Here is a 26,354-nt window from a genome sequence, read left to right on the forward strand (position 1 = left end):
ACAGCAACAGACTTAACGAGGACCCCACGATGAGCGGAATGCAGGCCAGAGAGATCAAGACGGCGGAGGATGCCCGGCGCATCGTCGAGGAGCGCGGCCTCAGCCACGTCAAGGTGGGCATGTTCGACATGGATGGCGTGATGCTCGGCAAGTACATGCAGCGCGAGAAGTTCTTCTCGGCCCTGGAGGATGGCTTCGCCTTCTGCGACGTGGTGCTGGGCTGGGACAGCAAGGACGAGCTCTACGACAATGTGCAGTTCACCGGCTGGCACACCGGCTATCCCGACGCCCCGCTACGGGTCATTCCCGAGAGCTGCCGCGAGCTGCCCAGCGAGGGCAACGGCATGCTGCTGTTCCTGGCCGACTTCCAGGGGCCGGCCGGTGATATCTGTCCGCGTGGCCTGCTGAACCGGGTGCTCGAGCGGGGCCGGGAGATGGGCTACGACGCCTTCGGCTCCCTGGAGTACGAGTTCTTCATGTTCCAGGAGACTCCCGAGTCTGTCCGCGAGAAGGGGTTTCGCAACCTCAAGCCCCTGACCCCGGACATGATGGGCTACTCCATGCTCAGGAGCTCGGTGCACAGCGAGCTCTATCACGAGCTGCTGGCGCTCTCCGAGACCATGGACTTCCCCATCGAGGGCCTGCACACGGAGACCGGTCCCGGGGTGCTCGAGGCGGCCATCGCCGTGGACGATGCCCTGGCCGCCGGCGACAAGGGTGCACTGTTCAAGACCTTCACCAAGGTTTGGGCCCAGCGGCGGGGCCTGATGGCCACCTTTATGGCCAAGTGGTCGCCGGATTATCCGGGGCAGAGCGGTCATATTCATCTCTCGCTGCGCGAGCGCGGCACGGGCCACTCGGCCTTCTTCGATGCCGACAAGCCTTACCGGATGAGCGACGTCCAGCGCCACTTCGTGGCCGGCCAGCAGAAGCTGATGCCGGAGCTGCTGGCCATGTTCGCGCCGACCATCAACAGCTACACGCGACTGATCCCCGGGTTCTGGGCGCCTACCGAGGCCACTTGGGGCGTGGAGAACCGCACCACGGCCCTGCGCGTGATCCCCGGCAGCGACAAGTCCCAGCGGGTCGAGTACCGGCTGGGCAGTGCCGACGCCAACCCCTACCTGGCGCTGGCCGCCGCCATCGGCGCCGGTCTATACGGTATCGAGCACCGCCTGGAACCCGACGAGCCGGTCAAGGGCAATGCCTATGCCCTGGACCACCCCGCCCACCAGGCCCTGCCCGCCACCCTCTGGGAAGCGGCTCAGCGGCTCAAGGCCTCCGACGCGGCGCGGACGCTGTTCGGAGACGCCTTCGTCGAGCATTTCGCCGCCACCCGGGAATGGGAGGAGCGGGAGTTCCGGCGGCATATCACCGACTGGGAGCTGGATCGTTACTTCGAGATTATCTGAGCTACGGGCTACGGGCTACGGGCTTCGGGCTTCGGGCTTCGGGCTTCGGGCTTCGGGCTTCGGGCTTCGGGCTACGGGCTAAGGGCTACGGGCTAAGGGCTACGGGCTAAGGGCTACGAGCGAGCACGGGGTTCGCGGCTCGAAGCCCGTAGCCCGAGGCTCACCCCGTCGCCAATAACGAGAGGATCAAGACACTATGACAGTACAACAGACGATTTCCCCGGTGGACGGTTCGGTCTACGTCGAGCGCGAGCTGGCCGATCCGGCCCGGGTAGAGGCGGCCCTGGAGCAGGCGGTGACGGCCCAGCGGGCCTGGCGCGAGACTCCGCTCGGCCAGCGGGCTCGCTACTGCTCGGCGATGGTCGATGCCATCGTGGCCCGCCGTGATGCGCTGGCCGAGGAGCTGACCTGGCAGATGGGCCGGCCCATCGCCGCAGGCGGCGGCGAGATCGGCGGCTTCGAGGAGCGCGCCCGGGGCATGATCGGTCTGGCCGAGGCCGCCCTGGCCCCGGTCGAGCTCCCCGACAAGCCGGGCTTCACCCGCTATATCACCCGGGAGCCGCTGGGGGTGTCCTTCATCGTGGCGCCCTGGAACTTTCCCTTCATGACCGCAGTGAACGCCATCGTGCCGGCGCTGATGGCCGGCAACGTCGTGATCCTCAAGCACTCGGCCCAGACCCCGCTGTGCGCCGAGCGCCTCCAGGAGGCCTTCGACGCGGCCGGGCTGCCGGACGGCGTCTTCCAGCACCTGCACCTCTCCCATGCGGCCACCGAGGCGCTGATCCGCGATCCACGCATCGATCATGTCTCCTTCACCGGCTCGGTGGGCGGCGGCGAGATGGTCGAACGCAACGCCGCCGGGCGCTTCATCGCCACCGGCCTGGAGCTGGGCGGCAAGGATCCGGCCTACGTGCGCGCCGACGCCGACCTGGACGCTGCCGTGGACGGTGTCATGGATGGTGCCTTCTTCAACTCCGGACAGAGCTGCTGCGGCATCGAGCGCATCTACGTTCACCGCGATATCTTCGACGCCTTCGTCGAGAGGGCGGTGGCCTGGGTCCGTGCGCTCAGGCTCGGCAATCCCACCGACCCTTCGACGACCCTGGGACCGGTGGTCAAGCCGGACGCCGCTGACTTCGTACGCGGCCAGGTGGAAGAGGCCGTGGCCGCAGGGGCCAAGGCCTGGATCGATCCCGGCGACTATCCGCTGTCGCGGCCGGGCAGTGCCTACCTGGCCCCCCAGGTGCTGACCGGGGTAGACCACTCCATGCGAGTCATGCGTGAGGAGAGCTTCGGGCCGGTGGTCGGCATCATGCCGGTCGAGGACGACGATGAGGCCGTTCGGCTGATGAACGACAGCGACTTCGGCCTCACCGCCGCGATCTTCACCCGTGACATCGTCGTCGGTGAGGCGCTGGCGCGTCGCCTGGAGGCGGGCACGGTGTTCACCAACCGCTGCGACTACCTGGACCCGGAGCTGGCCTGGACCGGCGTCAAGCAGTCCGGTCGGGGCTGCTCGCTGTCGCGGCTGGGCTACGAGACCCTGACCCGGCCCAAGTCCTTTCACCTCAAGCACGCTTGATCAGCTTGAAGCTGGAAGAGCGCCGCTTCGCGGCTGGAAGCCGGAAGGAAACCCGGCTCCGCCGGGAGCTGCAAGCCATAAGTTCGAAGCTGGAAGACACACCTGACGCAGGGTTGGTGGCAAGCTTCCAGCTTCCAGCTCAGACGAAACGAGGTCATCATGAGTCAAGACGATATGAGTCGATTCACCACGGGCTGGAACTATCCGGCCCAGATCCTCACCGGCGTCGGGCGTGCCCGGGAGCTGCCGGATGCCTGCCGGGCGCTGGGCATGCGGGCGCCCCTGCTGATTACCGATCCGGGACTGGCCGGGCTACCCATGGTCCGCGACCTGGTGGATGCCTGCGCCGAGGACGGACTGCGCATCAGTGTATTCAGCGACATCAAGGGCAACCCTACCGGCACCAACGTCGACGCCGGGGTGGCGGCCTTCCGCGAGGGTGGTCACGACGGCGTGATTGCCTTCGGCGGCGGGTCCGGCCTGGACGCCGCCAAGGCGGTGGCGCTGATGGCCCGCCAGCGGGACGATCTCTCGCTGTGGGCGCTGGAGGATGTCGGCGACAACTGGAAGCAGGCCGACGGCGAGGCCGTGGCACCGGTGGTGGCGGTACCCACCACCGCCGGCACCGGCTCGGAGGTGGGCCGCGCCTCGGTGATTACCGATGAGGCCGCCCAGGTCAAGCGCATCATCTTCCATCCCGCCATGGTGCCGGCCACGGTGATCCTCGACCCGGAGCTGACCACCGGACTGCCGGCGGCGATTACCGCGGCCACCGGCATGGATGCGCTGTCCCACTGCATGGAGGCCTGGTGCTCGCCCAATTACCATCCGATGGCCGAGGGCATCGCCGTGGAGGGCATGCGCCGGATCCGTGACTTTCTGCCTCAAGCTTTTACCGATGGCCATAATCTGGAAGCGCGCATGAATATGCTGGTGGCCTCAATGATGGGAGCCACCGCCTTCCAGCGGGGGCTCGGCGGCATGCATGCCCTGGCCCACCCACTGGGCGCGCTCTACGATGCCCACCACGGGACCCTCAACGCGGTGCTGATGCCTTATGTGCTGCGCGCCAACGAGCGGGCCATCGGTGAGCCCATGGTGCGTCTGGGACGCTACCTGGACCTGCGCCAGCCGGGCACCGCGTCGGTCATCGACTGGGTGCTCGACCTGCGCGAGCGTCTGGGCATCCCACACACCCTGGCCGCCCTGAGCATCGATTCCGCCCAGGCCAACCGGGTGGGGGAGATGGCCGTTGCCGATCCGTCCTCGGGCTCCAATCCCATCGCCTTCACGGCCGACCAGTACCGGGACATCTTCGTTCAGGCCGTCGAAGGGCGCCTCTAACTTGCCCAGGGAGACAGCCGATGCGGATCGGACTGCTGCAATGCGACGACGTGGCGCCGGAACTGCGCGAGCGCCACGGCAACTATCCGGCGATGTTCGAGCGATTGTTCACCTCGGTGGACCCGACCCTCGAGTTCCGGGTGTGGCGCTGCCTGGACGGGGAGATCCCCGATGACCCGGAGGCGGTGGATGCCTGGCTGACGACGGGCTCCAAGTTCGGCGTCAACGACGGCCTGGCCTGGGTGGCTGACCTGGAGGCCTTCGTGCGCCGGCTGTGGGCGGTGGGCAAGCCCCTGGTGGGCATTTGCTTCGGCCATCAATTGATCGCCAGGGCGCTGGGCGGCGAAGTGGTCAAGAGCGCCCGGGGCTGGGGCGTGGGGATGTCCTTCAACCGGGTGACCGGCCGAGCCGGATGGATGGAACCCTGGCAGGAGGGCCTGGACCTGGTCGTCAGCCACCAGGACCAGGTGGTGACGCCCCCCGAGGAGGCCCGGGTGCTGGCCGGTAGCGACTTCTGCCCCGTCTACCTGATGCAGGTGGGCGAGTCCTTCCTCGGCGTTCAGGGGCACCCGGAGTTCGCCAAGCCCTACTCGGCGGAGCTGATGGCGCTGCGCCGCGACCAGGTCGGCGCACAGCGGGTCCGCGAGGGCATGGCCTCCCTGCATGCCCCGGTAGACGATGCCCTGATGGCGCGCTGGATCCTCGCCTTCATGCGCGGGGCCCCGGACGTCCGGGCTCGTTCTGAGCCATCTTGAGTCCCCTGGCCCGGCCAGCCGGAGAATGGCCGAACAGGATGCCCAGTAGCAAGGCCTGTACCAGCAGGCTCACCCCGCTCTCGGTGAGCCTCTGCAGCGGGGTCAGGGCGGTGCCGCTGGCGGTCATTAAAAGACTGAGGACAAGGCCTTGCCATATGGGACTGGGCTGCGAGGCAGTGTGCGAGGAGATTGTGCGTTGCGGCCATGTCGTGTCCTGATAGCGTGTATGGTTATCAGCTAATAACGCACCCTCTCTTCGGAAAAGGCGATATGGCACCCCAGGTCAGCTTTCGTCAGCTTCAGGTCTTCGCCGCCGTGGCCCGGCGCGGCACGGTGAGCGGTGCCGCCGCCGAACTGGCGATGTCTCAGTCGGCGACCAGCCAGGCGCTCTCCGACCTGGAGCGCCAGCTTGGCGTGGCGCTGTTCGAACGCCCCGGCCGCCGGCTGGTGCTCAACGACCTGGGGCGTAGCCTGTTGCCGCGCGCCGAGGAACTGCTCGACGGCATGGCCGCTTTTGTCGCCGCGGCCCGTGAGCCTGAGGGGGAGCTGCACGGAACGCTTGGTGTCTCGGCCAGTGCCACCGTGGGGACCTACCTGCTGCCCGACCTGGTAGGGCGTTTCAGCGAGGCGCATCCGCGCACCGATCTGCGCCTGAGGCTGCGCAACACTCATGAGGTGATCGGCGACGTGCTGCGCCTGGAGGCCGATCTGGGCCTGATCGAGGGAGAGTGTCTGGAGCCGGCGCTGGTCAGCGAGCCCTGGTGCGAGGATCGCCTGGTGGTGGTGGCAGCCCCGGGCCATCCACTGGCGAGCCGCGAACGGCTCGACGATCACGACCTGGCCGAGGCCGCCTGGATCCTGCGTGAGCCCGGCTCAGGTACCCGCGAGGTCTTCGAACAGGCCATGCGTCGCCGTGGTGGGTCGCCCCGTGTGCGTATGGCGCTTGGCCAGCATGAAGCGATCAAGCAAGCGGTGCTCGCTGGCCTCGGTCTCGGTTGCCTGTCGGCGCTCGGCGTTGCCGGTGAGCTCGAGCGCGGTGAGCTGGTGGCGCTCGACAGCGAGCTGATCTTGCATCGGACGTTCTCGCTGGTATGGCATCCCGAGCGCTATCGAAGCCCCTTGTGGCAGGCCTTCAAGGTGTTCCTGATCGAGGCGCGTGGGGCATCAGGTCAGCCCCAGCCATAGCGCGATGGCGGCGAAGTGCGCGGGGTACCAGGCCAGCCACAGGCGGCGCGGCATTTGCACCGGCACCCGAGGCGAGAGGCGGTGAGCGCCGGCGGCCAGCAGCAAGGCCGCCAGGCAGGTGGCGACGGTGACGGCTTTGGCCATCCCGGAGCTGTTCATCAGCCCAGCGGTGACCAGCACCGGCAGTGCGGCGGCGATACTCGTCAAGCGCTCGTGCAGGCCGCTGCCGGCCGAGTGAAGGCTGCGCATGGCCAGCATGTAGAACGGGATCATCAGCAGGCCGAGGTGGCCGTACTCGACGACCTGGCCCGCCAGGGCCCAGACCGCCAACGCGCCGAGCCCCTCGGCGGCCACTCGCCTGGTGGTGGTGGTGTCGTTCGCCAGCCGCCCCGGGAGCCCTTGCAGCCAGGCGCCGCCGATCAGGCCCAGCGACAGGGTGAAGCAGATGTTGAGGATCAGCCCGTCGGCCTCTCGAGGCATCAGCGCGTAGGGCACCTGGGCGATCAGCCCGATCACCAGCACGCGCCGTGCATAGCGCAACGGATCGCGGGTGTTGAACAGTCCGTGCCAGGCGACCATGGCGGCGAACAGCGGGAAGGCGATGCGGCCCAGCGAGGAGTCGATCCAGCCCATGTGCCAGGCGTCGGGCATCGCGTAGCGGGCCAGGTGGTCGAGGGTCATGGTGACCAGCGCCAGCCACTGGCCCCAGCCGGTCCAGGCCGAGGAGGGGCGGGTGACGGTGGCATCGGCATTGGCGGCGAGCGGCATCGTGATCTCCCGGTGTGAGTGACCCTTCCGATGACTCTCGAGCGAGAGAGCGGTTCGACGTGAGTGGCCGCTTTGTCGATTCTCTGCATCGGGTGTCGCCGTCCGAGGACGGAAAAAGCGCCGCCCGCGGCTTGCCCGATCTCAAGCTTATAGTCACTATAGGGAAAAGTCCTCACCGGAGCCTGCCATGAAGATCGGCGAGCTGGCGCGGCGCACCGACTGCCGCGTCGTCACCATCCGCTACTACGAACGCGAGGGGCTGCTGCCCGAGCCGGCGCGCAGCGAGGCCAACTACCGCCTCTACGGCGAGGCCCACGTCGAGCGCTTGTCCTTCATCCGGCACTGCCGGGCATTGGACATGACGCTGGGCGAGATTCGTGCCCTGCTGGACTGCCATGACGATCCCGACCGTCCCTGCCACGAAGCCGACGCCTTGATCGACGCCCACCTGGAGCACGTGGCGGCCCGCATTGCCCAGCTCCAGGCACTGGAGCGTGCGCTGCAGGCGCTGCGCGAGCGCTGTCAGGGGCAGAGTTCCGCCGCCGAATGCGGCATCCTCGATGCCCTGGCGCATCCGCCGGAGGATGCATCCGCCCTGGCCCAGGCCGATGACGACCATGTGCCGGGCGTGCATCCAAGGGTGTGATCGACGTCACACGAGGCAACGCCCGACCATGACGCCAACGGCCCCGACACTGTCGGGGCCGTTGGCGTCTGGCCGACCAGGAAGGTCGTGCTCGGAGGCAAGGCAGTGATTCGGCAAGACGAAACGGATACGACACCGGCGAGAGATGAAAGTGCACAGTTTGTCGCATATGGCCCCTTTTTGTTCGTATTCAGTGCCAGTGTCAGCCCGGCTTTGTGAGAGGTTCTTAAAGAGTTTGCCAACCAAGGGAACCTGAAGTGAAAAAAACAATGCTGGCGGCGAGCGTCTCTCTGGCGCTGATGGGGGCTGCAACTCAGGCCTGGTCCGACGTTCGGACACTGAAGTTTCACAGCGGTCTGGCCGAATCGCGTCCCGAGGCGGCATACCTGGAGCGTTTCTCGGACCTGGTCGACGAGTATTCCGACGGGCAGCTGCAGGTCGATGTCTACCACGCGGGATCTTTGGGCCTGAAGGAAGTCGACATGCTGCGCATAATGCAGCGAGGCATGGTCGACATGGCGCTGATGTACGGGGAGTACTATAACCGCGATGCTCCGGGAATGGCCTCGATCTACGCCCAGGGCGCGATCACCGAAGCAGAGCAGCATCTCGGCATCCTGCCCACCCTGCGCGAGCTGTATCGAGAAGGCTATGTCGACTGGGGCGTCCACACGATCGGTGGCGTCGTCGCGCCGGTGTTCGACGTGGGCCTGCACTGCAAGGAACCGGTCAACACCCTCGAGGGGCTGCGCGACAAGAAGGTGCGGGTGTGGTCGGGCCACCTCGTCGAGACCTTCGATCGCCTCGGCATCTCCGCCCAGGTGATCCCCCAGAACGACATGTACCTGGCGCTGCAGACCGGGGTCGTGGACTGTGCCTATTATCTCTCGACCGTTGCCAAGACCGTTTCCCTTCAGGAAGTGACCGACTACGAGGCCTACCTGCATCCCTGGGCGGCCTCTCCTTGGATGTTCGGGGTCAGCGATCGCACCTGGAGCAGCCTCGACGAGCAGCAGCAGGAGATCCTGACGAGGGCCGGTGAACAGATCTGGCAAGAGACCCGTGACAAGGCGGTGGATCCCGAGCGCGAGGCCGAGGCCCGCGAAGAGCGCGAAGCCATGGGGATCACCGTGCTGCCGGCGTTCTCGGACGAGGATGTGCAGACCTTTGTGGATGCGGCCTGGGAGGCCTGGCATGAGATGGCCAGCGAGGCCGGTGAAGAAGGCCTTCGCTACTACGACACCGTGACCGGTGAACTCCAGAGCGATTCCCAGTAAGCCGTCATCGAGAGAGGCCTTTGATGAGAGTCTTGTCTACCTGGTTGGACAGACTGGTGTACGGGGTATTCCTGATAGGCGTATGTGGAGGGGTGTTCATGACCGGCCTGGTGCTGGTCAGCACCCTGATGAGATACCTGGCCGGGAGTCCCATCGGGTTTTCCGATGAGCTTTCCGGTCTGCTGTTCCTCTCCCTGTCGTTCCTGTCGCTCCCCCACGTACTGAATACCAGTCAACACATTCGCATCGACCTGCTGGTGCGGACCCTTTCCCGTCGGCTGGCCGTGGCGGCCGATATCTTCGCTAATGCGGTCTTAGTCACTTTCGCCACGATCTTCGCCTACCAGGCCTGGGATTTCATGGTCTTCTCGCTGCAGATCGGGGCACGTTCCGAGATCAGCGGGGTGCTGCTGTGGCCCTGGATGGCGCTGATGCCGCTGTCGATGGGGCTGTGTCTGCTGATCATCGTGAGAAACGGACTGCGTGAGCTGTTCGGTTGCGACGCGCCATCATCCGCGGAGGGCCTGTCATGAGTTGGGCGATTCTGAGCGTCGGCCTGCTGGTCTTTCTAGGCAGCGGCGCCGTACTGGGGGCGGCCCTGGGCTTGACCGGCTTTATTCTGCTGCATTTCCAGGCTGGCGGAGCCTCGGCGCTGGCGATCAACTCGGCGTGGAACCTGCTGACCGAGTTCACGCTCAGCGCCGTGCCGCTGTTCATCTTTCTGGGCGATATCCTGCTGGCCAGCGGCGTCTCCACCCGTGTCTACAACGGCCTGACGCCGCTGTTCCGGCGGATTCCCGGCCAGCTGCTGCATACCAATATCGCGGTCTGCACGCTGTTCGGCGCGGTGAGCGGGTCGAGCACCTCCACCGCGGCGGCGATCGGTTCGGTCGGCTATCCCGAGCTGAGCAAGCGAGGCTATTCGCCGAACATGATCGTGGGCACGCTGGCGGCGGGCGGCACGCTGGGGCTGCTGATTCCGCCCAGCCTGGCGCTGCTGATCTACGGGGCGACCCAGAACGTCTCGATCGGCAAACTGTTCCTGGCGGGCATGCTGCCGGGCCTGATGATTGCCCTGGCGTTCTTCGGCTGGATCATGGTGCGGTCGAGCCTCGGATCCCCGGTGGCGCCGTCGCGGGAAGAGAAGATGGACTGGGGCGCGGTGGGTCGTGGCCTGCTGGAGGTCTGGCCATTGCCGATCCTGATCTTCTTCGTACTCGGCACCATCTACATGGGCATCGCGACGCCGACCGAGGCAGCCGCGCTGGGCGTGACGGCCAGTATCGTGCTCGGCCTGACTTGGGGCGATCTCGACATGCCGAAGCTGTGGGGGGCCTTCAAGCACGCCTCGATGATGTTCGGGGCCATCGCTATGATCCTGATCGGCACCGTGATCCTGTCACAGGCGGTGAGCCTGCTCGGCCTGCCCCGGGCCGCAGTCGATGCCATCGGCGGGCTTGGGCTGGATCGCTACGGCATCCTGCTGATGATCGTGCTCGTCTACTTGCTGCTGGGCTGCTTCTTCGACGGCATCTCCCTGCTGCTGATGACCCTGCCGATCACCTTCCCGATGGTCACCAGCCTAGGCTTCGATCCCGTCTGGTTCGGCGTCATCGTGACGCTGCTGATGGAGATCGGGATGATCACGCCGCCTGTCGGGCTCAATCTCTTCGTGCTCTGCTCCATCACGAAAAATGAGGTGAGCCTGCCCGATGCCGCCAGGGCCTCGCTACCCTACTGGTTAATTCTGCTGGCTGCCGTAGGGATCTTTACCGTGTTTCCCGAGCTGATTCTTTGGCTGCCCAACCTGCTATAGACAGCACCCTCGGCGTCGTCGTCGAGGGCGTTTCTATTTGCTGCTGTTGATCGGGTTGCCATCGTTGTTGTCGCATGCCATAACTCGGGTGCATCAAATTGTGCATGTCGATTATTTTCTGACTCGACGATAGTGCCGGGCTGGTGCGTGCGTCCTCACTATCGCCTTCCAAGCAAGACTGGTAGATATGACAATGATCGCCGGTAAAAACATGAATCATAGTTTCGGGTTTTCAAGCCCATTGGCTAGCAAGAATAGGCCCTTCATCGATCTGGAAGTTGACGAGGCAGTCGCGGTTGAAAAGAGGAGGTTTGCTTTTGTCTTGTTCGAGAATTTTTCTCTGATGGCATTCACGGGTGCGCTTGATGCCTTGGTGACTGCTAATTTGGTGAAATCGAATATTGTCTATGAATTTTCCGTCGTTAGTGCCGCGGATGTCGAAGGGGAGGTCGTCAGCGATTTGGGCATCGAGGTGGCGGTGGATTATCCTTTGGAGGATCTTCAAGAAGATGCTTTCGACTATCTGATTCTCTGCGGTGGTTATCGCCTTGAGATGCGTTCTCTTCCTCGCCTGAGAGCCAAGTTGAAAACCGCGGATCATGTGGGCTGCGTGCTGGGTGGGCTATGGAACGGCTCGTATTTCATCGCCGAAGCCGGCTTGTTGGAAGGGTACGAATGTGCATTCCATCCCGATGGGCGAGCCATGATGTCGGAAGAGTTTCCTGGGGTGAAGATTTCCCAGCAGAGTCATGTTGTGGATCGTGATCGAGTGAGCTGTGCCGGAGCCAATAGCTCCTTGGATATGATGCTGTCGATCCTCAGTCGTGACTGTGATGGTGCTTGCATCAGTGCGATAGAAGAAGTCTTGAGTTGCGACAAGAAGTCGGATGTAATTGATATCTCAGCCATTAGCATCGATCGTAATAATTTGCTGCCAAAGTCGCTGAAGAGTGCGCTGGAGTTAATGCGAAACAATATCGATGAGCCGCTATCGGTAGAAGAGTTGGCGGACTGGGTAGGTATCTCGAGACGTCAGTTGGAGCGGCTGTTCGGGAACCATCTCGACACGTCACCGTCACGTTACTATCTGGAATTGCGGCTTACTCAAGCTCGTCAGCTATTACAACATACCAACAAGACGCTTGCCGATATTGCCGTTGCGACGGGGTTTGTTAACATTTCTCACTTTCGACGCTGCTTCAGTCAACTGTTTGGCGTCTCGCCAGGGCGTTTTCGAAAACTTCCGCCACAATCCTCATGAGGTGCATGGCGTGTCTGTTGTCATGGTGAGAAGTATGAGGCGGCCTGTCGAAGGCATGGGTAGCGTTCGTGAAGTGCCATGCAGAGTCTTTGACGTTGAGCATTGCGGCCCCTGAAGACAGGAGCCGCAATGTGATGGAGGTCAGACGCCCCCATCCGAGTCAACGAAGGCCTTATTCACCAACGCCCTTATTCACCAAAGTACTTGGCTTCGATCTCGCCGTAGGTGCCGTTCTCCTTGAGGGTTGCCAGGGCCTCGTTGAAGGCCTGGGCCAGTTCCTCGTCGCGCTGGCGGAAGGCGATGCCGAAGCCTTCGCCGAAGTACTCCTTCGGCTCGCTGATCTTCTCGCCGACGGTCTTGTAGTCGCCGGCCTCACTGTCGAGCAGGGTGGACTTGCCGATCGGGAAGTCGAGGAAGACGATGTCGAGGCGGCCGGCATCCATGTCCAGCACCATGTCGTCGGCGGTGGCGTAGCGGTTCACGTCGGCCACGTCGCCGTACAGGTCGGTGACGTAGTTGTCCTGCAGGGTGCCGCGCTGCACGCCGATGGACATGCCGTCCAGGGATTCGGCGTCCGGGGTGACGATCTCGCTGTCCGCAGGGGCGAACCAGGCAGAGGGCGGCGTGATGTAGGGATCGGAGAACAGTACCTGTTCACGGCGCTGCTCATTGATAGTCATCGAGGACATGATGGCGTCGTACTTGCGCGCCTGCAGCCCCGGAATGATGCCGTCCCAGCCCTGGACGACCCACTCGCACTGGATGCCGATCTCGGCGCACAGGGCGTTGCCCAGCTCGATGTCGAAGCCGGTCAGCTCGCCGTCCGGGGTGCGGTACTCCATCGGCTCGTAGGGCACGTCGACGCCGATGCGGATATCGCGGACCTCGGCGTTGGCGATGCCGGCGAACATGGCGGCGCTCAGCACGCCGAGGCTCAGGATCTTCTGAATCTTCATGGAGGGATTCCCCTTGTTGTTGATGGTCCACCTTGTGGGCGGCGACTCTGGGATGATGACCCGCCCACCTTAGCGGAAGGTCGGGCGGGCCGAAAGATCGGGAACGAACGTCGGTTCCCAACGCTTGTTTGACGCTAGCCTCAGCCGCTGGCCGGCTTGAGGTGGGCGAGCAGTCGCTTCTCCAGGTGGCGGAAGAAGTAGATGATCGAGAAGGTCAGGCACAGGTAGATCGCCGCCACGAACAGGAAGGCATCGAAGGGAGCGTAGAAGCGGGCGTAGACGAAGCGCGCCGCGCCGGTGAGGTCCATGATGGTCACCACGCTGGCGATGGCGCTGGCATGGAGCATGAAGATCACCTCGTTGCCGTAGGCCGGCAGCGCGCGGCGAAAGGCGCTGGGCAGCACGATGCGCCGCAGCATGAGGCTCCATGACATGCCGTAGGCGCGGGCCGCCTCGATCTCGCCCTTCGGCGTGGCCTTGATGGCGCCACGGAAGATCTCGGTGGTGTAGGCCCCGGTGTTGAGGGTGAAAGCAATCAGCGCTGGTACGAAGGGCTTCTCGAGGATCACCCACAGCCAGGTGTCCTGGATGCCTTCGACGAACACGACCCCGTAGTAGATCAGATAGAGCTGCACCAGCAGCGGAGTGCCGCGGAACACGTAGCAGTAGAAGAAGATCGGCAGCCGGATCCAGGCTTTCTTCGAGCCGCGGCCGATGGCCAGGGGCACCGCCATCACCAGGCCGATGATCAGCGACAGGAACACCAACTGGACGGTGGTGACCAGGCCGTCACCGTAGTAAGAGAGGGTCTGCAGGGTGAAGATGCTGTTGTCGGCCAGGGCGGCCTCGAGCCAGTTCATCAGGGCGTCCATCAGTCTGCCTCCCCGTAGCCGATGTCATAGCGTTTCTGCAGCCGCGCGAAACCCCATTCGGAGACGCTGGCGATCAGCAGGTAGATGACCGCGACGATGATCATGAAGGTGAAGGGTTCGCGGGTCGCCTTGGAGGCCTCGGCGGCCACCCGGACCATGTCGGACAGCCCGATCACCGACACCAGGGCAGTCGTCTTGAGCAGCACCATCCAGTTGTTGGACAGCCCCGGCAGGGCGTGGCGCATCATCTGCGGAAAGCGGATGCGGCGGAACACCAGCGAGTGGCTCATGCCGTAGGCGCGCCCGGCCTCGATCTGGCCGCTGTCCACGGCCAGGAAAGCGCCGCGGAAGGTCTCGCCCATGTAGGCGCCGAAGATCAGGCCGATGGTGCCAACCCCGGCGATGAACTCGTTGACGTTGATGAAGATGTCGACGTCGAAGCGCTCATAGAGCATGTCGGTGAAGGCGTTGATGCCGATCTGGCCACCGAAGAACAGCAGCATCATCAGCACCAGGTCCGGCACGCCGCGGATGACGGTGGTGTAGAGGGTGCCGAGCCGGTGCAGCCACCAGTGGCGCGACATCTTGGCGGTGGCGGTCGCTAGCCCCAGCACGATAGCCAGGATCAGCGACAGTACCGCCAGTTCGACGGTGATCAGGGCGCCTTCGAACAGGCGCGGGCCGTAGCCGTGCAGATCGATCATGGAGATCTCCTCGTGCGGGCGCCTTAGTGCTTGGGTGCCAGGAACTGCTTGAGTCGCTCGGAACGCGGGCTGCCCAGCACTTGCTCGGGCGGTCCGGCCTCCTCGACCTGTCCCTGGTGCAGGTAAATGACCTGGGTGGAAACGTCGCGTGCGAAGGCCATCTCATGAGTGACCACGATCATGGTGCGCCCCTCCTCGGCCAGGTCGCGCATTACCTTGAGCACGTCGCCGACCAGCTCCGGGTCGAGCGCCGAGGTGGGCTCGTCGAACAGCATCACCTCCGGGTCCATGGCCAGCGCCCGGGCGATGGCGCCGCGCTGCTGCTGGCCGCCGGACAGCTGGGCGGGATAGTAGTCGGCGCGCTCACCCAGGCCGACCCGTTCGAGCAGTTGGCGGGCGTGGGCGATGGCCTCCTGCTTCGACTTGCCGAGTACGTGGACCGGCGCCTCGATGACATTTTCCAGCAGCGTCATGTGGGCCCACAGGTTGAAGCTCTGGAAGACCATGGACAGCTTGGCGCGCATGGCCACGACCTGCTTCCAGTCGGCCGGCTCGCGGCCGTGCTTGGTCTCCTTGAAGCGAATCGGCTCGCCGTGGACGATCAGCTCGCCCTCGTTGGGCATCTCGAGAAGGTTCATGCAGCGCAGGAAGGTGCTCTTCCCGGAGCCCGAGGCGCCGATCAGGGTGATGACGTCACCCTTGTGAGCCTGCAGGGAGAGTCCCTTGAGGACTTCGGTATCGCCGAAGCGTTTCTTGATGTTGCGCACTTCCAGCGGGGTCGGGGTGTCGGCCATGGAAAAGGCTCCAGTTCGCAGGGTTCACCCGGGCTGCGTCCGACACGGCGCGCGGGTGGCGCGGCGTGTCGGGCGCAGCCCCGAAGACCGATGGTGACGGTCCGGCGTGAAAAAGGGGGCGATTCTACCAGCCTCGACGAGCGTCGGCAGGTCGCCTTGTCCAGACGGTCATTCGACCTTGGTCTAAACGGTGTGAAAAGAGTGTCATGAATGCTTTCCGGGTTGTTGGGATTGTTGTTGTTGAGCCTCTTGACCGGGCCGGCGTGATGATCAGGTGCCGTCGTCCGGCGCCGTCGCGGCGCTGACCAGCAGGGCCGCGCGGGCGCCTATCTCCACCGAGGCATTGGGGAAGACCACCCGCAGGGGCCGCTCGCCGACCGTGAATGGGCCGTCGACGGCGTCCTCGGCCAGGCGGGTCCCAGCGGCGAACTCGGTGAAGTTGGGCGTGTCGTCGGGGAAGCACAGCCTGAAGTCCTCGGCGTGGCGCCTGAGTTCGTGTTCGACGCGGAAGAAGGCCATGGTCTCGGCGGGTCGGCTGGCCGGCGGGCGGTCCTCGATCAGTGCCTCGAGCAGTCGGGCCATGGGCGCCAGAGGCGCGAGATCGTTGTCGCCGAAGGGCAGGGCGCGGCCCAGTTCCAGGGTGAAGGCCGCAGCGCCGAGGTAGTGCTTCGAATAGTGGGAGAAGGTCCAGCTGTGGGCATGCTGGTGCAGGACCGCCTGGATATCGGCGCCGGCCAGCCAGCGCCATTGTGCGGCCGGGGTGACCGTTTCGGCGTAGGGATCGACCGCGAAGCGTGGGTACTGGCTGTCGCGGATCGCGGTGTGCAGGTCATAGTGAAGCCGGGGGCGATCCGCATGGCGCGCGTAGAAGGCGTCTACCGCGGACATCAGCGCCCGCGCGCGATCCGGCTCCATGCCAGCGGCGTCGAGGCCGCGACGAAACAGCCGGTTGAGATTGGTGTCGACGTAGCGGGAGCCGGCGCGGATGGCCTCGAGGTTACCGAGGATCACCAGTGTAGGGGTGGCCAGCCGCAGCAGGCCGGCCTCCAGGCGAGCCAGGAGTTCCCCGAGCAGCTCGATGGGGGCGGTCTCGTTGCCGTGAACCCCCACCGAAAGAATCAGCGCCGGTGCCGTCTCCGACGCTGCCGTGGGAGTGAGCTCCAGCAGGCCTGCACCCTCGATGCGGTAGCGTCCTCCGGCCAGAGAGCCATCCTTCGTAGCGAGAGATCGGCCGTCGAGACTGGCCTCCAGCCATTCACTGAGCATGGTGCTTACCTCGGCAACGGCGATGGCGGGTCGGGGGCAGCATGGGGATCCTCGTGTTGTGGCTTTTTTCGGGATGCGACCTACCTTCGGCCCTGCCCGGGGCCGGCTCAAGGGAACCTGTCGATTTAATGAAAATGGCCGGTGCGTGTGTGAAAAGCCGAAAGGAAACGCCGCCGCTCGGCCATATGGGCCGAGCGGCGCGGGTCGACGCGTCGCGATCGCGCGCCGGAGTGGGGCGTTCTGCGATCAGACGCCGCGGGCCCCGGTGTAAAGGGTGTAGATGGAGCGGCTGGCGGTCATCAGCAGCCGATTGCGGCCCTCGCCGGTGAAGCACACGTTGGCGCACACCTCGGGTAGCAGGATGCGGCCGATGCGCTCGCCCTCGGCGGTGAAGATGCTGACGCCGTCCTTGCCCTCGCCGCCCGAGGTGCCAACCCAGAGGTTGCCGTCCTCGTCCACGGCCATACCGTCGTAGCCTTCGTCCTGGCCTTCCACCAGGCGAGTGCCCTCCGAGACCTGCTTGCCGTCCTCCGAGAGCTTGAAACGGAAGATGGCAGGGGGCTGATCGGGATAGTGAGACGGCGCAGTGTCGGTGACGTAGAGCGTGCGCCGATCGGGGCTCAGGGCGATGCCGTTCGGCTTGTAGGGCGTAGTGGTCAGGCGCAGCGGCTCGTCCATGGTGTCGTCGACGTAATAGACCGCCGGCTCGATTTCCAGCTCGCGGCGATGGCCCTCGTAATCCACGTGGGCGCCGTAGCCGGGGTCGGTGAAGATGATCCCACCGCCGGGCAGGGTAACCAGGTCGTTGGGCGCGTTGAGGCGCTTGTTCTGCCAGCCGTCGGCCAGCACGCTCACGCTGCCGTCCCACTCGTAGCGTACTACCCTGGCGGGCGAGTGCTCGCAGGCGATCAGGCGTCCTCGGTCGTCGAAGGCGTTGCCGTTGGAGTGGCCGACCTCGTGGCGCATTACGCTGACCGTGTTGCTGGCTTCGTCCCAGCGCATCTGGCGGGCGCGGGGAATGTCGCTGAACACCGCGTAGCGACCCACGGCGTTCCAGGCCGGTCCCTCGAGCCAGAGTCCGCCGCTCCATACTCGCTGCAGCGGCGAGTTGAACAGCATGTAGCGCTCGAAGCGCTCGTCGAGCACTTGCCAGCAGTCGTTGGGATAGCGCGCTGGCGCCTCGGCGCCAGCGAACAGTGAAGGCGAGCTCGCCACGGCGGTCAGGGCGGCGGTCCCAGCCAGGAATTGACGGCGTCCTATCGTCATATGTCACCTCATGTGAATGCACGTTTGTTGTTCGGGAGTGCGTGCATGAGGATGACGTGAACCATGCGTATGTGTAACTACGACATACGTATGTTGTACATTCTTTCGTGTCTCTGGGGTTGCTCAGCGCTCGCTCGGTGCGTCGAGTGGCTCCGCCGAGCCGTTGCGACGCCAGGGCGTGCAGGCGTCGCCCTGTTCCACCTCGATCAGCTCGTCGACTGGGAAGTCCAGCGCCGCGGCGCGGTCGACCAGCGCGCGGTAGGTGTCCGGAGCGAGTTCGGGGCGGCGCGAGAGGATCCACAGATAGTCGCGGTCCGGGCCTGACACTAGCGCCCAGTCATAGTCGTCGGCCAGTACCAGCACGTTGTAGCCAGCATAGAAGGGACCGAAGAAGCTGACCTTGAGGCGACCGAGGCGCGGATCGTCGAGTGGATAGGCCCGGCCCTCGGCGACATCGACCTCGCCGGCGTCCAGGTCGACGCCGCGATTGATCACCCGGATGCCGCCGTCGTCGCGTCGGGCGTAGTCGGCGGTGACGCAGTCCAGGCCCTCCTCGAAGGAATGATCCAGTCGCGCGATCTCGTACCAGCGGCCCAGATAACGCTCGGCATCGAAGTCATCGACGGCTCGGGTGCCCTCGGGAATGCCGGTACAGGCGGACAGGCCCAGGGCGAGCAGGGCCAGGGGAAGCAGGGTGCGTGGCATCGTGACCTCCGTGTCGGGACGACCATGGCAGGATAGGGCGGCGGCCGCAAAGCCGCTAGGCTGGAACGCCTGGATATTCAGGGAGATCCCCGTAATGGATAGCATGCCGCATCTCGATGGCCACTACGATGCCCTCGCCCGGCAAGATGGCGAGCCGCTGACGGCCCGACTGCGGGCGGCGTTCCGGGCCGCTGGCCGGGACCCGGAGCGGCTTTCGCCGGACGAGGTCGCCGGCATCGACCAGCTTCACCTGGGCGGACGCCGGGCCAGTCGCGACCTGGCACGGCGCGGTGCTCTCGCCGCCGGACAGCGACTGCTGGACGTCGGCTGCGGCACCGGAGGCGCCAGCCGGCTGCTGGCCCACGAGTGTGGTGTCGAGGCGCTCGGAGTGGACATCACCGCGGCCTTCGTCGCGGTGGCCGAGTGGTTGAGCCAGGCCACCGGGCTGGCGGATCGGACACGCTTCCTGTGTGCGGACGCCGCTCGGCTGCCGCTGCTGACGGCGAGCGTGGATGTGGTCTGGTGCCAGCATGCCCTGATGAACATGCCCGATCCGGCGACGGTGCTCGCCGAGTGGCGTCGCCTGCTGGTGCCTGGGGGGCGCGTGCTGCTCCATGAGGTGGTCGCCGGGGACAACCCGGCGCCGCTCTCGCTGCCGGTGCCGTGGGCTCGGGAGGTCACGCATAGTCACCTGATCCGCCGGGAGGTCCTCGAGGCCGCGCTTGCCGAGGCGGGGTTCGTCGCCCACGAGGTGGACGACGTCAGCGCCTCGGCGCTGGCCTGGCGGCGTCGGCAGGTGGAAGGACAGGGGAAGGGCAAAGAACGCTCAGCATCGGCGCCCTTGCCGGGCCCGGCGCTGATCTTCGGCGATGATTTCGCGGCCATGGGACGCAACTTGCTCGATAACCTGTCGGACGATCGGGTGCGGATCATCGCCGGCGCCTGGGCACGTGCCTGACCGTTCGATGGGATCGCATGCCGGCGTCGAAAGGCTTCGCCTGTGCCCGGCGCGACGGCGGCTAGACTGAATCTCGTCATCCATCGACAGGAGGCGGGATTCATGACCAAGGTACTGGTGCTCTATCACTCCATGTACGGCCATATCGACACCCTAGCCCGAGCCGTTGCCGAAGGCGCCGGCCGGGTGGCCGGCGTCGAGGTCGACATCAAGCGCGTGCCCGAGACCATGGACGCGGCGGCCTTCACCAAGGCGGGCGGTCAGACCTTCGACACCTCGGAGGCGAGCCCTCAGGAGCTGGCCGACTACGACGCGGTGATCTTCGGCACGCCGACCCGCTTCGGCAACATGTCGGGCCAGATGCGCACCTTCCTCGACCAGACCGGTGGCCTGTGGGCCAAGGGCGCGCTGCGCGGCAAGGTGGCCAGCGTCTTCACCTCCACAGGTACCGGCGGCGGCAACGAGTCGACCATCCTCACCGCCTGGACCACCCTGGCCCACCACGGAATGGTAATCGTGCCGATCGGCTACGGGCTCGAGGCTCAGTTCGACATCTCCGAGGTCAAAGGCGGCTCGCCCTACGGCGCCGCGACCATTGCCGGCGGTGACGGCTCGCGCCAGCCCAGCGATACGGAGCTCGAGCTGGCGCGCTTCCAGGGCGAGCACGTGGCCGGAATAGCGGCGAAGCTGGTTGCTTGAACCGCCGTCTGCCTTCGCCTCGGGGTAGGCCGGCGAGCGGGAGAACTCTTACGTCCAGAATACTCCAGCCATTACTGTCTTGGCCGCTACATGCCCGGGAGCCGCTGTAGTAGAAGGAGTCCTCCCGGGTGCCACACGGGGTATGTCGGTCGGTGGAGAGTCGGTCGTAGGAGAACCCTTCGGCATCCTGCCGGCTCCACTACGCAGGCGTCATTCCAGTACGCTTGTCCTCGGCGTGGCCGTGCGAGGATAACGTCGGTCACCGGCGCCGAGATCGGCGACCCTATCGGGTACGAGTCACGCTGATGCACCACCGCTACCTATAACCGGTCGCCTGAATGCGCTATTTGCGTGGTCCTGTCATGGTGTTCGCTTCAGATGTCGAAGTTTCATGCATGCGCACAGACTCGGTAGCCCGTGGTCGCATAGAAGTCGATGAAGAAGCTTGTATGTTTTATACAAAATTCGAATGAGGACTCGGGAGAGTCACGGTCCTGATCCAAGCGAACCCCGTTCCGGTCGGGGTGCAAGAAACCTTGAGCCACGCGCCGGGTTCATGCTCAAGCCGTCCCGGTACGGTTCTTGCGTCTCTGTCGGTGCTGCCGGCAATAACGCCAGGGAATGGATTCGTCCGCTAAAGTCTCATCAATATGGTTGTTGTCATATATCTGAAATAATGCATGCTACTCAATGGCACTAGATGGTGGAGACACCGTCATCCCCAAGGTGCTGACATCGATGAAAGACGGACTTTGAGACTGCCTAGTCGAGTAGGCAAGAGGGTGCGCCGTGCACCCAGAAAATATAGTAACAAGAAGGAATAACAATGACATACTGCATGAAGCAAACACCGGCAGTAGGCGCGCTGTGCGGTAGCATATTGCTGGCGGGTATAGCGGCACCGGCTAGTGCTGCCGAGATCAAGAACGTGATTCTGATGATCGGGGACGGTATGGGGCCACAGCAGGTCGGTATGCTGGAGACCTATGCGAATCAGGCTCCCGATTCCATCTATGGCGGCAAGTCGACGGCGTTCTATCAATTGGCCAAGGAGGGTGTTGTCGGCTTTTCTTTGACTCACCCAGGGGATGCCGTCGTGGTGGACTCCGCTTGTTCCGCCACTCAGTTGGCAACGGGGGTCTTTTCCGGAAGCGAGGTGATCGGTATCGATGCCGAGGGCAATCCGGTCGAGACGGTGCTCGAGCTGGCCCAGTCCCAGGGCAAGTCAACCGGTCTGGTCTCGGATACTCGCCTGACCCATGCCACACCCGCCGCCTTCGCCGCTCATCAACCCCATCGCTCGCTTGAGAACGCCATCGCTGAGGACATGCTCGAGGTGGGGCCTGATGTGATGCTCTCGGGCGGGCTCCGCCACTGGGTACCGCAATCGGTGAATGATGGCGATCAGGCTAGAAACGAGGTCTTCGATCTGATGGGGGGAGCCTTCGACCCGGTTTCCAAGCGCGAGGATGAGCGTAACCTGCTCGACGAAGCCGCCGAACAGGGCTATGGTCTGGCTTTCAGTCGCACGCAGCTCGACGACCACCATGACGGGAAGCTATTGGGCCTTTTTGCCAATTCCGGCATGGCCGATGGTATCGCCTATCGTGACAGCAAGGATGATCCCGGGCGTCAGCAGCCGACCTTGAGCGAGATGACTCAGGCCGCCCTGAACGTGCTCGAGCAGGATGACGATGGCTTCTTCCTGATGGTCGAGGGAGGGCAGATCGACTGGGCGGGCCATACCAACGATGCCGGTACCATGCTCAACGAGATGGTTAAGTTCGAGGAGGCGATTCAGGGCGTCTATGATTGGGCGAAAGGACGCGATGACACCGTAATTCTGGTTACCGCGGATCATGAAACCGGCGCGTTCGGATTCAGCTACTCCTCGGCCAACTTGCCAGAGCCGCAGGCGAAGCCGGGCCCTGCCTTCGCGGAGCAGGATTATGCTCCCAACTTCAACTTTGGCGATTTCTCGATCCTCGATTCGCTCTATCAGCAGAAGGCCAGCTTTTCGACGCTGCTGCGCGACTTCGGGGCGCTCGATGAGGGGGAGCAGACCCCCGCGCGTCTGATGGAAATGGTCAATGCCAACAGCGATTTTCAGATCGATGAGGAACAGGCGGTGGCTGTCCTGGCCGACAAGCCGAATCCCTATCATGTGGCGGGTCATAGCTATCTCGATGCCAAGGAGGTCCCGGCCGTTCAGGATTTCGACGCCTTCTATCCCTATAACGACCGTGGTGATGTGCTGGGGCGTGTCCTGGGGACCGCACAGAACATCGTCTGGGGCACTGGCACCCATACCCATACCCCTGTGAACGTTTTTGCCTGGGGACCGGCCGAGATGATCCTGCCGGTGTCTTCGATTCAGCATCACTCTGAGGTTGGCCAGTACCTCAAGTCCCTGGTCAATACCAACTAAACGCCAGTTGCAATGCGCGGTCCTCCTGACAGGAGGGCCGCTTCCTGTTTCGATGGCCATCGCCGATGCAGCGGCAGGCGACGCCTGATCTCTTCTCTCTTCGTAAACACCAGGACCGATTTTCAGGTCCGAAGTGACTCGAATTTTCCCTGATGGCTTGTGTGTTCCGTGGCACAGGCCTCGATACGTTCAGCAATGGCGCGGCCCAGGCCCTCGGTGGTACCGCGGCCCTTGAGGTCCGGCGTGAGCGTCTTGGCATCGCCCTCGGCGAGCACCGCCTCGATGGCGGCGAGGATGGCCGCGCCCGCCTCGCGGTGCCCCAGGTGCTCGAGCATCATGGCACCGGACCAGATCTGGCCGATGGGGTTGGCGATGCCGCGTCCGGCGATGTCCGGGGCGCTGCCGTGGACCGGCTCGAACAGGCTCGGGAAAGTGCCCTCGGGGTTGATGTTGGCCGAGGGGGCCACGCCGATGGTGCCGGTACAGGCCGGGCCCAGGTCGGAGAGGATGTCGCCGAACAGGTTGCTGGCCACCACCACGTCGAACCAGTCCGGGTGGAGCACGAAGTTGGCGGTCAGGATGTCGATATGGAACTTGTCGACCTCGACCTGCGGGTAGCGCTCGCCCATGGCCGCCACGCGCTTGTCCCACCAGGGCATGGTGATGGCGATGCCGTTGGACTTGGTCGCCGAGGTGAGCTTCTTCCGGGGGCGGCTCTGGGCCAGGTCGAAGGCGTACTTCAGCACCCGGTCGACCCCGGTGCGAGTCATCACCGTTTCCTGAATCACCACTTCACGCTCGGTGCCCTCGAACATGGTGCCGCCGACGCTGGAGTACTCGCCCTCGGTGTTCTCGCGCACCACGTAGAAGTCGATATCGCCCGGCTTGCGGCCGGCCAGCGGGCTCTCGATGCCCGGCAGCAGGCGGCAGGGTCGCAGATTGACGTACTGGTCGAACTCGCGGCGGAACTTGAGTAGCGAGCCCCACAGCGAGACATGGTCCGGGACCTTCTCCGGCCAACCGATGGCGCCGTAGTAGATCGCATCGAAGGCGACCAGGGTCTGGTGCCAGTCGTCGGGCAGCATCTGGCCATATTCGAGGTAGTAGTCGCAGCTGGCGAAGTCGAAGGGCTCGAAGGAGAGGTCGAGGCCGAAGCGGCGGGCGGCGGCCTCCAGGGCGCGCAGGCCCTCGGGCATGACTTCCTTGCCGATGCCGTCACCGGCGAGCACGGCGATACGCTGGGTCATGGGGAATCCTCGGTGCGGAATGTGGCATTCAGTCTACGCCTGCACATCGACGAGATAATCGGGGTAATATTCAAGCAATTATTGAACATAAGTGGAGAGTACGGTGACGCCCCTCGACGACCTGGCCTTCTTCCAGCGCCTGGCCCGGGCCGGCAGCCTGACCGCTACCGCCCGGGAGCTCGGGCTGTCGCTGTCGGCGGTGAGCAAGCGCCTGCAGCGCCTCGAAGCGCGCCTCGGCGTCTCGCTGGCGGCGCGCACCACCCGGCGCCTGACCCTGACCGCCGAGGGCGAGCGTTACCTGGCCCGCGGCGTGGCCATCCTCGACGATCTGACGGAGCTGGAGGAGACACTGGGCGACCGCCGTGCCGAGCTCTCCGGGCCGCTGCGCGTCAACGCCACCTTCGGCTTCGGGCGCCGGCACGTGGCGCCGCTGCTGTCGGCCTTTCTCGCCCGCCACCCGCGCCTCGAGGCGAACCTGGAGCTGACCAACTTCCCGCTCGGCCTGGCCGACCAGGGCATCGACATCGGCATCCGGATCGGCGAGCCGCCGGACTCGCGGCTGGTGGCGCGGCGCATCCTGGCCAACCGTCGAGTGCTGTGCGCGGCGCCGCGCTACGTGGCGGAGATGCCCCCGCTGGAGGCACCGGCCGATCTGGCGAGCCATCCCTGCCTGGTGCTGCGCGAGATCGAAAGCGACTACGCGGTGTGGCGCTTCGTTCGCCGCCGCGGCCCGGCAGAGGAACGCGCGGTCAAGGTCACCGGTCCCATGGCCAGCAACGACGGCGAGGTGGTCCGGCGCCTGGCCCAGGACGGTCGTGGCATCGCCCTGCGTTCCTGGTGGGACGTCCACGAAGACCTGGCGGCGGGGCGCCTGGTCGAACTGCTGCCGGGGTGGCGGGGCGTGCGTGCCGACTTCCATGCCGTGTATGATCGGCGCCGCCACGTTCCGCTGCGGATCCGCGCCTTCATCGCCTATCTTGAGCAGGAGATGCCCGGGCGCGTGCCGCCGCTGGAGGTGCCCCCGCAAGCCCGGCAAGGAGAGTCGCGACCGTGAATGTGCTCATGTTCACCAACACCTATCTGCCCATCGTCGGTGGCGTCAGCGAGTCGGTGCAGCGGCTCAAGCGACAGCTCCAGGCCGCGGGGCATAACGTGCTGGTGGTGGCGCCGCGCCTCGAGGGTCAGCCGGACTTCGAGGCCGACGTGGTGCGGGTGGCCGCGGTGCAGCACTTTAACGGCAGCGACTTCTCGCTGCCGGTGCCGATTCCCGGCCAGCTCTATGATGCTATCGAGGCCTTCGAGCCGGACCTGGTGCATGCCCACCATCCCTTCCTGCTGGGCGACACCGCGGCTCGGGCCGCCGAAACCTACGGCCTGCCGCTGGTGTTCACTCATCACACCCTCTACGAACACTATACCCACTACGTGCCCGGCGACTCGCCGCGCATGCAGCGCTTCGCCGTGGCCCTGGCCACCCAGTACACCTGGCTGTGCGATGCCGTCATCGCGCCCAGCGAGAGCATTCGCGACCTGCTGCTGGCGCGTGACGGCAATCCCGAGATCCGCGTGGTGCCGAGCGGCGTGGACACGGCGCGCTTCGCCGAGGGCGACGGCGCGGGCTGTCGTGCGGCTCGTGGCATTCCCGACGATGCCTACGTGATCGGCCACTTGGGCCGGTTGGCGCGGGAAAAGAACCTGGCGTTCCTGGCCGAAGCGGTATGCCGAGCCCTGGAAGTGCGACCTGACGCCCATTTCCTGGTGGTCGGCGACGGTGAGGCTGCCGAGGCCATGGCGGCGGTCGCCGCGGAGCGTGGCGTGGCCGAACGGGTCCACTTCACTGGGCGCCTGCAGGGCCAGGCGCTGATCGACGCCTACCACGCCATGGACGTCTTCGCCTTCGCCTCCCACAGCGAGACCCAGGGCATGGTGGTGGCCGAGGCCATGGCCGCCGGCCTACCCGTGGTGGCAGTGCACGCGCCCGGGGTCGTGGAGGTGGTGGCGGATGGCGAGAACGGCCGGCTGCTGGCCGAGGACGACGCCGAAGTCATGGCCACGGCACTGGTCGAGCTCGCTGACCCGGGATGCCGCAAGCCGCTGCACCACGGTGCCCTGGCCACCGCCGCGGACTACGACGAGCGGCTATGCGCCGAGCGCTGCCTGGCCGTCTACCGGCGGGTGATCGCCCGAGGTGGGCCCTTCACCCACGCCGACGATGGCGGCTGGGACCGAGTGCGCGGACGGCTGGGCGCGGAGTGGCAGATGCTGCGCTACCGGGGGCGGATCCTGCGCCACCTGGTACAGGAGGAGTGGGAGCAGGAGCGGCCCTCCTGGTGGCCCGGCAGGCACTCTGACGAGCCTTCCGACGAACCAGAATTACCTTCCAAGTAAGCTGCCCCCCAAGTAAGCCGCCTTG

Annotated in this window: 24 protein-coding genes; 15 read left to right on the forward strand and 9 right to left on the reverse strand. The window is 65.1% G+C overall.

The features are described 5' to 3' along the window. Positions 1 to 29 precede the first annotated feature (29 nt). The 5 genes from ACGTN6_RS10130 to ACGTN6_RS10150 all read left to right on the forward strand — a co-directional run bounded on the left by ACGTN6_RS10130 (position 30) and on the right by ACGTN6_RS10150 (position 6,278). The gene (locus ACGTN6_RS10130) at positions 30 to 1,412 is read left to right on the forward strand and encodes a glutamine synthetase family protein (protein ID WP_394591344.1); all 1,383 of its coding nucleotides are present in this window, start codon (positions 30 to 32) and stop codon (positions 1,410 to 1,412) included. A 196-nt stretch (positions 1,413 to 1,608) separates the two neighbouring features. Then, positions 1,609 to 2,994, forward strand: a complete 1,386-nt coding sequence (locus tag ACGTN6_RS10135) for an aldehyde dehydrogenase family protein (RefSeq protein WP_394591345.1) — start codon at positions 1,609 to 1,611, stop codon at positions 2,992 to 2,994. Between the two features lie 159 nt (positions 2,995 to 3,153). Then, positions 3,154 to 4,338 carry an iron-containing alcohol dehydrogenase gene (locus tag ACGTN6_RS10140; protein WP_394591347.1) on the forward strand — a complete coding sequence of 395 codons (1,185 nt, stop codon included), beginning with the start codon at positions 3,154 to 3,156 and terminating at the stop codon, positions 4,336 to 4,338. 20 nt (positions 4,339 to 4,358) lie between these two features. Beyond that, positions 4,359 to 5,093, forward strand: coding sequence for a glutamine amidotransferase-related protein (locus tag ACGTN6_RS10145; protein ID WP_394591349.1), 735 nt, complete (start codon positions 4,359 to 4,361; stop codon positions 5,091 to 5,093). A gap of 270 nt (positions 5,094 to 5,363) precedes the next feature. Next, a complete protein-coding gene (locus ACGTN6_RS10150; protein ID WP_394591351.1) occupies positions 5,364 to 6,278 on the forward strand; it encodes a LysR substrate-binding domain-containing protein in 915 nt (304 codons plus the stop codon). On the opposite strand, the gene ACGTN6_RS10155 is transcribed toward ACGTN6_RS10150, so the two are convergent. Beyond that, on the reverse strand, positions 6,258 to 7,046 hold the full coding sequence (locus tag ACGTN6_RS10155; RefSeq protein ID WP_394591353.1) for a TraX family protein: 789 nt from the start codon (positions 7,044 to 7,046) through the stop codon (positions 6,258 to 6,260). The genes ACGTN6_RS10150 and ACGTN6_RS10155 overlap by 21 nt on opposite strands. A 187-nt stretch (positions 7,047 to 7,233) precedes the next feature. On the opposite strand from ACGTN6_RS10155, the gene cadR reads away from it, so the two are divergent. The 5 genes from cadR to ACGTN6_RS10180 all read left to right on the forward strand — a co-directional run bounded on the left by cadR (position 7,234) and on the right by ACGTN6_RS10180 (position 12,046). Continuing rightward, positions 7,234 to 7,692, forward strand: a complete 459-nt coding sequence (gene cadR, locus ACGTN6_RS10160; protein WP_394591355.1) for a Cd(II)/Pb(II)-responsive transcriptional regulator — start codon at positions 7,234 to 7,236, stop codon at positions 7,690 to 7,692. 257 nt (positions 7,693 to 7,949) lie between these two features. Continuing rightward, positions 7,950 to 8,969 carry a TRAP transporter substrate-binding protein gene (locus ACGTN6_RS10165; RefSeq protein WP_394591357.1) on the forward strand — a complete coding sequence of 340 codons (1,020 nt, stop codon included), beginning with the start codon at positions 7,950 to 7,952 and terminating at the stop codon, positions 8,967 to 8,969. 98 nt (positions 8,970 to 9,067) lie between these two features. Beyond that, positions 9,068 to 9,502 carry a TRAP transporter small permease gene (locus ACGTN6_RS10170; RefSeq protein ID WP_394591359.1) on the forward strand — a complete coding sequence of 145 codons (435 nt, stop codon included), beginning with the start codon at positions 9,068 to 9,070 and terminating at the stop codon, positions 9,500 to 9,502. Then, positions 9,499 to 10,785 carry a TRAP transporter large permease gene (locus ACGTN6_RS10175; RefSeq protein ID WP_394591361.1) on the forward strand — a complete coding sequence of 429 codons (1,287 nt, stop codon included), beginning with the start codon at positions 9,499 to 9,501 and terminating at the stop codon, positions 10,783 to 10,785. Before ACGTN6_RS10170 ends, ACGTN6_RS10175 begins: the two co-directional genes overlap by 4 nt. A gap of 187 nt (positions 10,786 to 10,972) precedes the next feature. Beyond that, positions 10,973 to 12,046 (forward strand): GlxA family transcriptional regulator, encoded by a 1,074-nt coding sequence (locus tag ACGTN6_RS10180; RefSeq protein ID WP_394591363.1) that lies wholly within the window; start codon positions 10,973 to 10,975, stop codon positions 12,044 to 12,046. 188 nt (positions 12,047 to 12,234) lie between these two features. Here ACGTN6_RS10180 and ACGTN6_RS10185 read toward each other — a convergent pair whose 3' ends face one another. The 7 genes from ACGTN6_RS10185 to ACGTN6_RS10215 all read right to left on the reverse strand — a co-directional run bounded on the left by ACGTN6_RS10185 (position 12,235) and on the right by ACGTN6_RS10215 (position 18,609). Then, the gene (locus tag ACGTN6_RS10185) at positions 12,235 to 13,002 is read right to left on the reverse strand and encodes a transporter substrate-binding domain-containing protein (RefSeq protein ID WP_394591365.1); all 768 of its coding nucleotides are present in this window, start codon (positions 13,000 to 13,002) and stop codon (positions 12,235 to 12,237) included. Positions 13,003 to 13,142: 140 nt separating this feature from the next. Further along, on the reverse strand, positions 13,143 to 13,874 hold the full coding sequence (locus tag ACGTN6_RS10190; protein WP_394591367.1) for an ABC transporter permease: 732 nt from the start codon (positions 13,872 to 13,874) through the stop codon (positions 13,143 to 13,145). Continuing rightward, entirely contained in the window at positions 13,874 to 14,578 is a 705-nt protein-coding gene (locus ACGTN6_RS10195) for an ABC transporter permease (RefSeq protein WP_394591368.1), read from the reverse strand. Before ACGTN6_RS10195 ends, ACGTN6_RS10190 begins: the two co-directional genes overlap by 1 nt. A 23-nt stretch (positions 14,579 to 14,601) precedes the next feature. Next, the gene (locus tag ACGTN6_RS10200) at positions 14,602 to 15,372 is read right to left on the reverse strand and encodes an ABC transporter ATP-binding protein (RefSeq protein ID WP_394591370.1); all 771 of its coding nucleotides are present in this window, start codon (positions 15,370 to 15,372) and stop codon (positions 14,602 to 14,604) included. Positions 15,373 to 15,642: 270 nt separating this feature from the next. Continuing rightward, complete coding sequence (locus ACGTN6_RS10205; protein WP_394591371.1) at positions 15,643 to 16,638, reverse strand: succinylglutamate desuccinylase; 996 nt, start codon at positions 16,636 to 16,638, stop codon at positions 15,643 to 15,645. A gap of 246 nt (positions 16,639 to 16,884) precedes the next feature. Further along, entirely contained in the window at positions 16,885 to 17,904 is a 1,020-nt protein-coding gene (locus ACGTN6_RS10210) for an SMP-30/gluconolactonase/LRE family protein (RefSeq protein ID WP_394591372.1), read from the reverse strand. 123 nt (positions 17,905 to 18,027) lie between these two features. Continuing rightward, on the reverse strand, positions 18,028 to 18,609 hold the full coding sequence (locus ACGTN6_RS10215; protein ID WP_394591373.1) for a lipocalin family protein: 582 nt from the start codon (positions 18,607 to 18,609) through the stop codon (positions 18,028 to 18,030). Positions 18,610 to 18,703: 94 nt separating this feature from the next. Between ACGTN6_RS10215 and ACGTN6_RS10220 the strand changes: the two genes are divergently transcribed. From ACGTN6_RS10220 to ACGTN6_RS10230, 3 genes are all read left to right on the forward strand, one after another. Next, positions 18,704 to 19,567 (forward strand): class I SAM-dependent methyltransferase, encoded by an 864-nt coding sequence (locus ACGTN6_RS10220; protein ID WP_394591374.1) that lies wholly within the window; start codon positions 18,704 to 18,706, stop codon positions 19,565 to 19,567. Between the two features lie 102 nt (positions 19,568 to 19,669). After that, positions 19,670 to 20,266: an NAD(P)H:quinone oxidoreductase gene (gene wrbA, locus ACGTN6_RS10225; protein WP_394591376.1), complete on the forward strand. Its 597-nt coding sequence runs from the start codon at positions 19,670 to 19,672 to the stop codon at positions 20,264 to 20,266. A gap of 838 nt (positions 20,267 to 21,104) precedes the next feature. Beyond that, on the forward strand, positions 21,105 to 22,694 hold the full coding sequence (locus tag ACGTN6_RS10230) for an alkaline phosphatase (protein ID WP_394591377.1): 1,590 nt from the start codon (positions 21,105 to 21,107) through the stop codon (positions 22,692 to 22,694). A gap of 122 nt (positions 22,695 to 22,816) precedes the next feature. On the opposite strand, the gene ACGTN6_RS10235 is transcribed toward ACGTN6_RS10230, so the two are convergent. Continuing rightward, positions 22,817 to 23,941, reverse strand: a complete 1,125-nt coding sequence (locus ACGTN6_RS10235; protein WP_394591378.1) for a tartrate dehydrogenase — start codon at positions 23,939 to 23,941, stop codon at positions 22,817 to 22,819. A gap of 103 nt (positions 23,942 to 24,044) precedes the next feature. On the opposite strand from ACGTN6_RS10235, the gene ACGTN6_RS10240 reads away from it, so the two are divergent. Both ACGTN6_RS10240 and ACGTN6_RS10245 read left to right on the forward strand, forming a co-directional pair. Then, positions 24,045 to 24,995 carry a LysR family transcriptional regulator gene (locus ACGTN6_RS10240; protein ID WP_394591380.1) on the forward strand — a complete coding sequence of 317 codons (951 nt, stop codon included), beginning with the start codon at positions 24,045 to 24,047 and terminating at the stop codon, positions 24,993 to 24,995. Continuing rightward, a complete protein-coding gene (locus ACGTN6_RS10245) occupies positions 24,992 to 26,329 on the forward strand; it encodes a glycosyltransferase (RefSeq protein ID WP_394591382.1) in 1,338 nt (445 codons plus the stop codon). The genes ACGTN6_RS10240 and ACGTN6_RS10245 overlap by 4 nt, the downstream gene beginning before the upstream one ends. Positions 26,330 to 26,354 lie beyond the last annotated feature (25 nt).

Source organism: Halomonas sp. B23F22_20 (assembly GCF_043496985.1).
In the GTDB taxonomy this organism is placed as follows: domain Bacteria; phylum Pseudomonadota; class Gammaproteobacteria; order Pseudomonadales; family Halomonadaceae; genus Halomonas.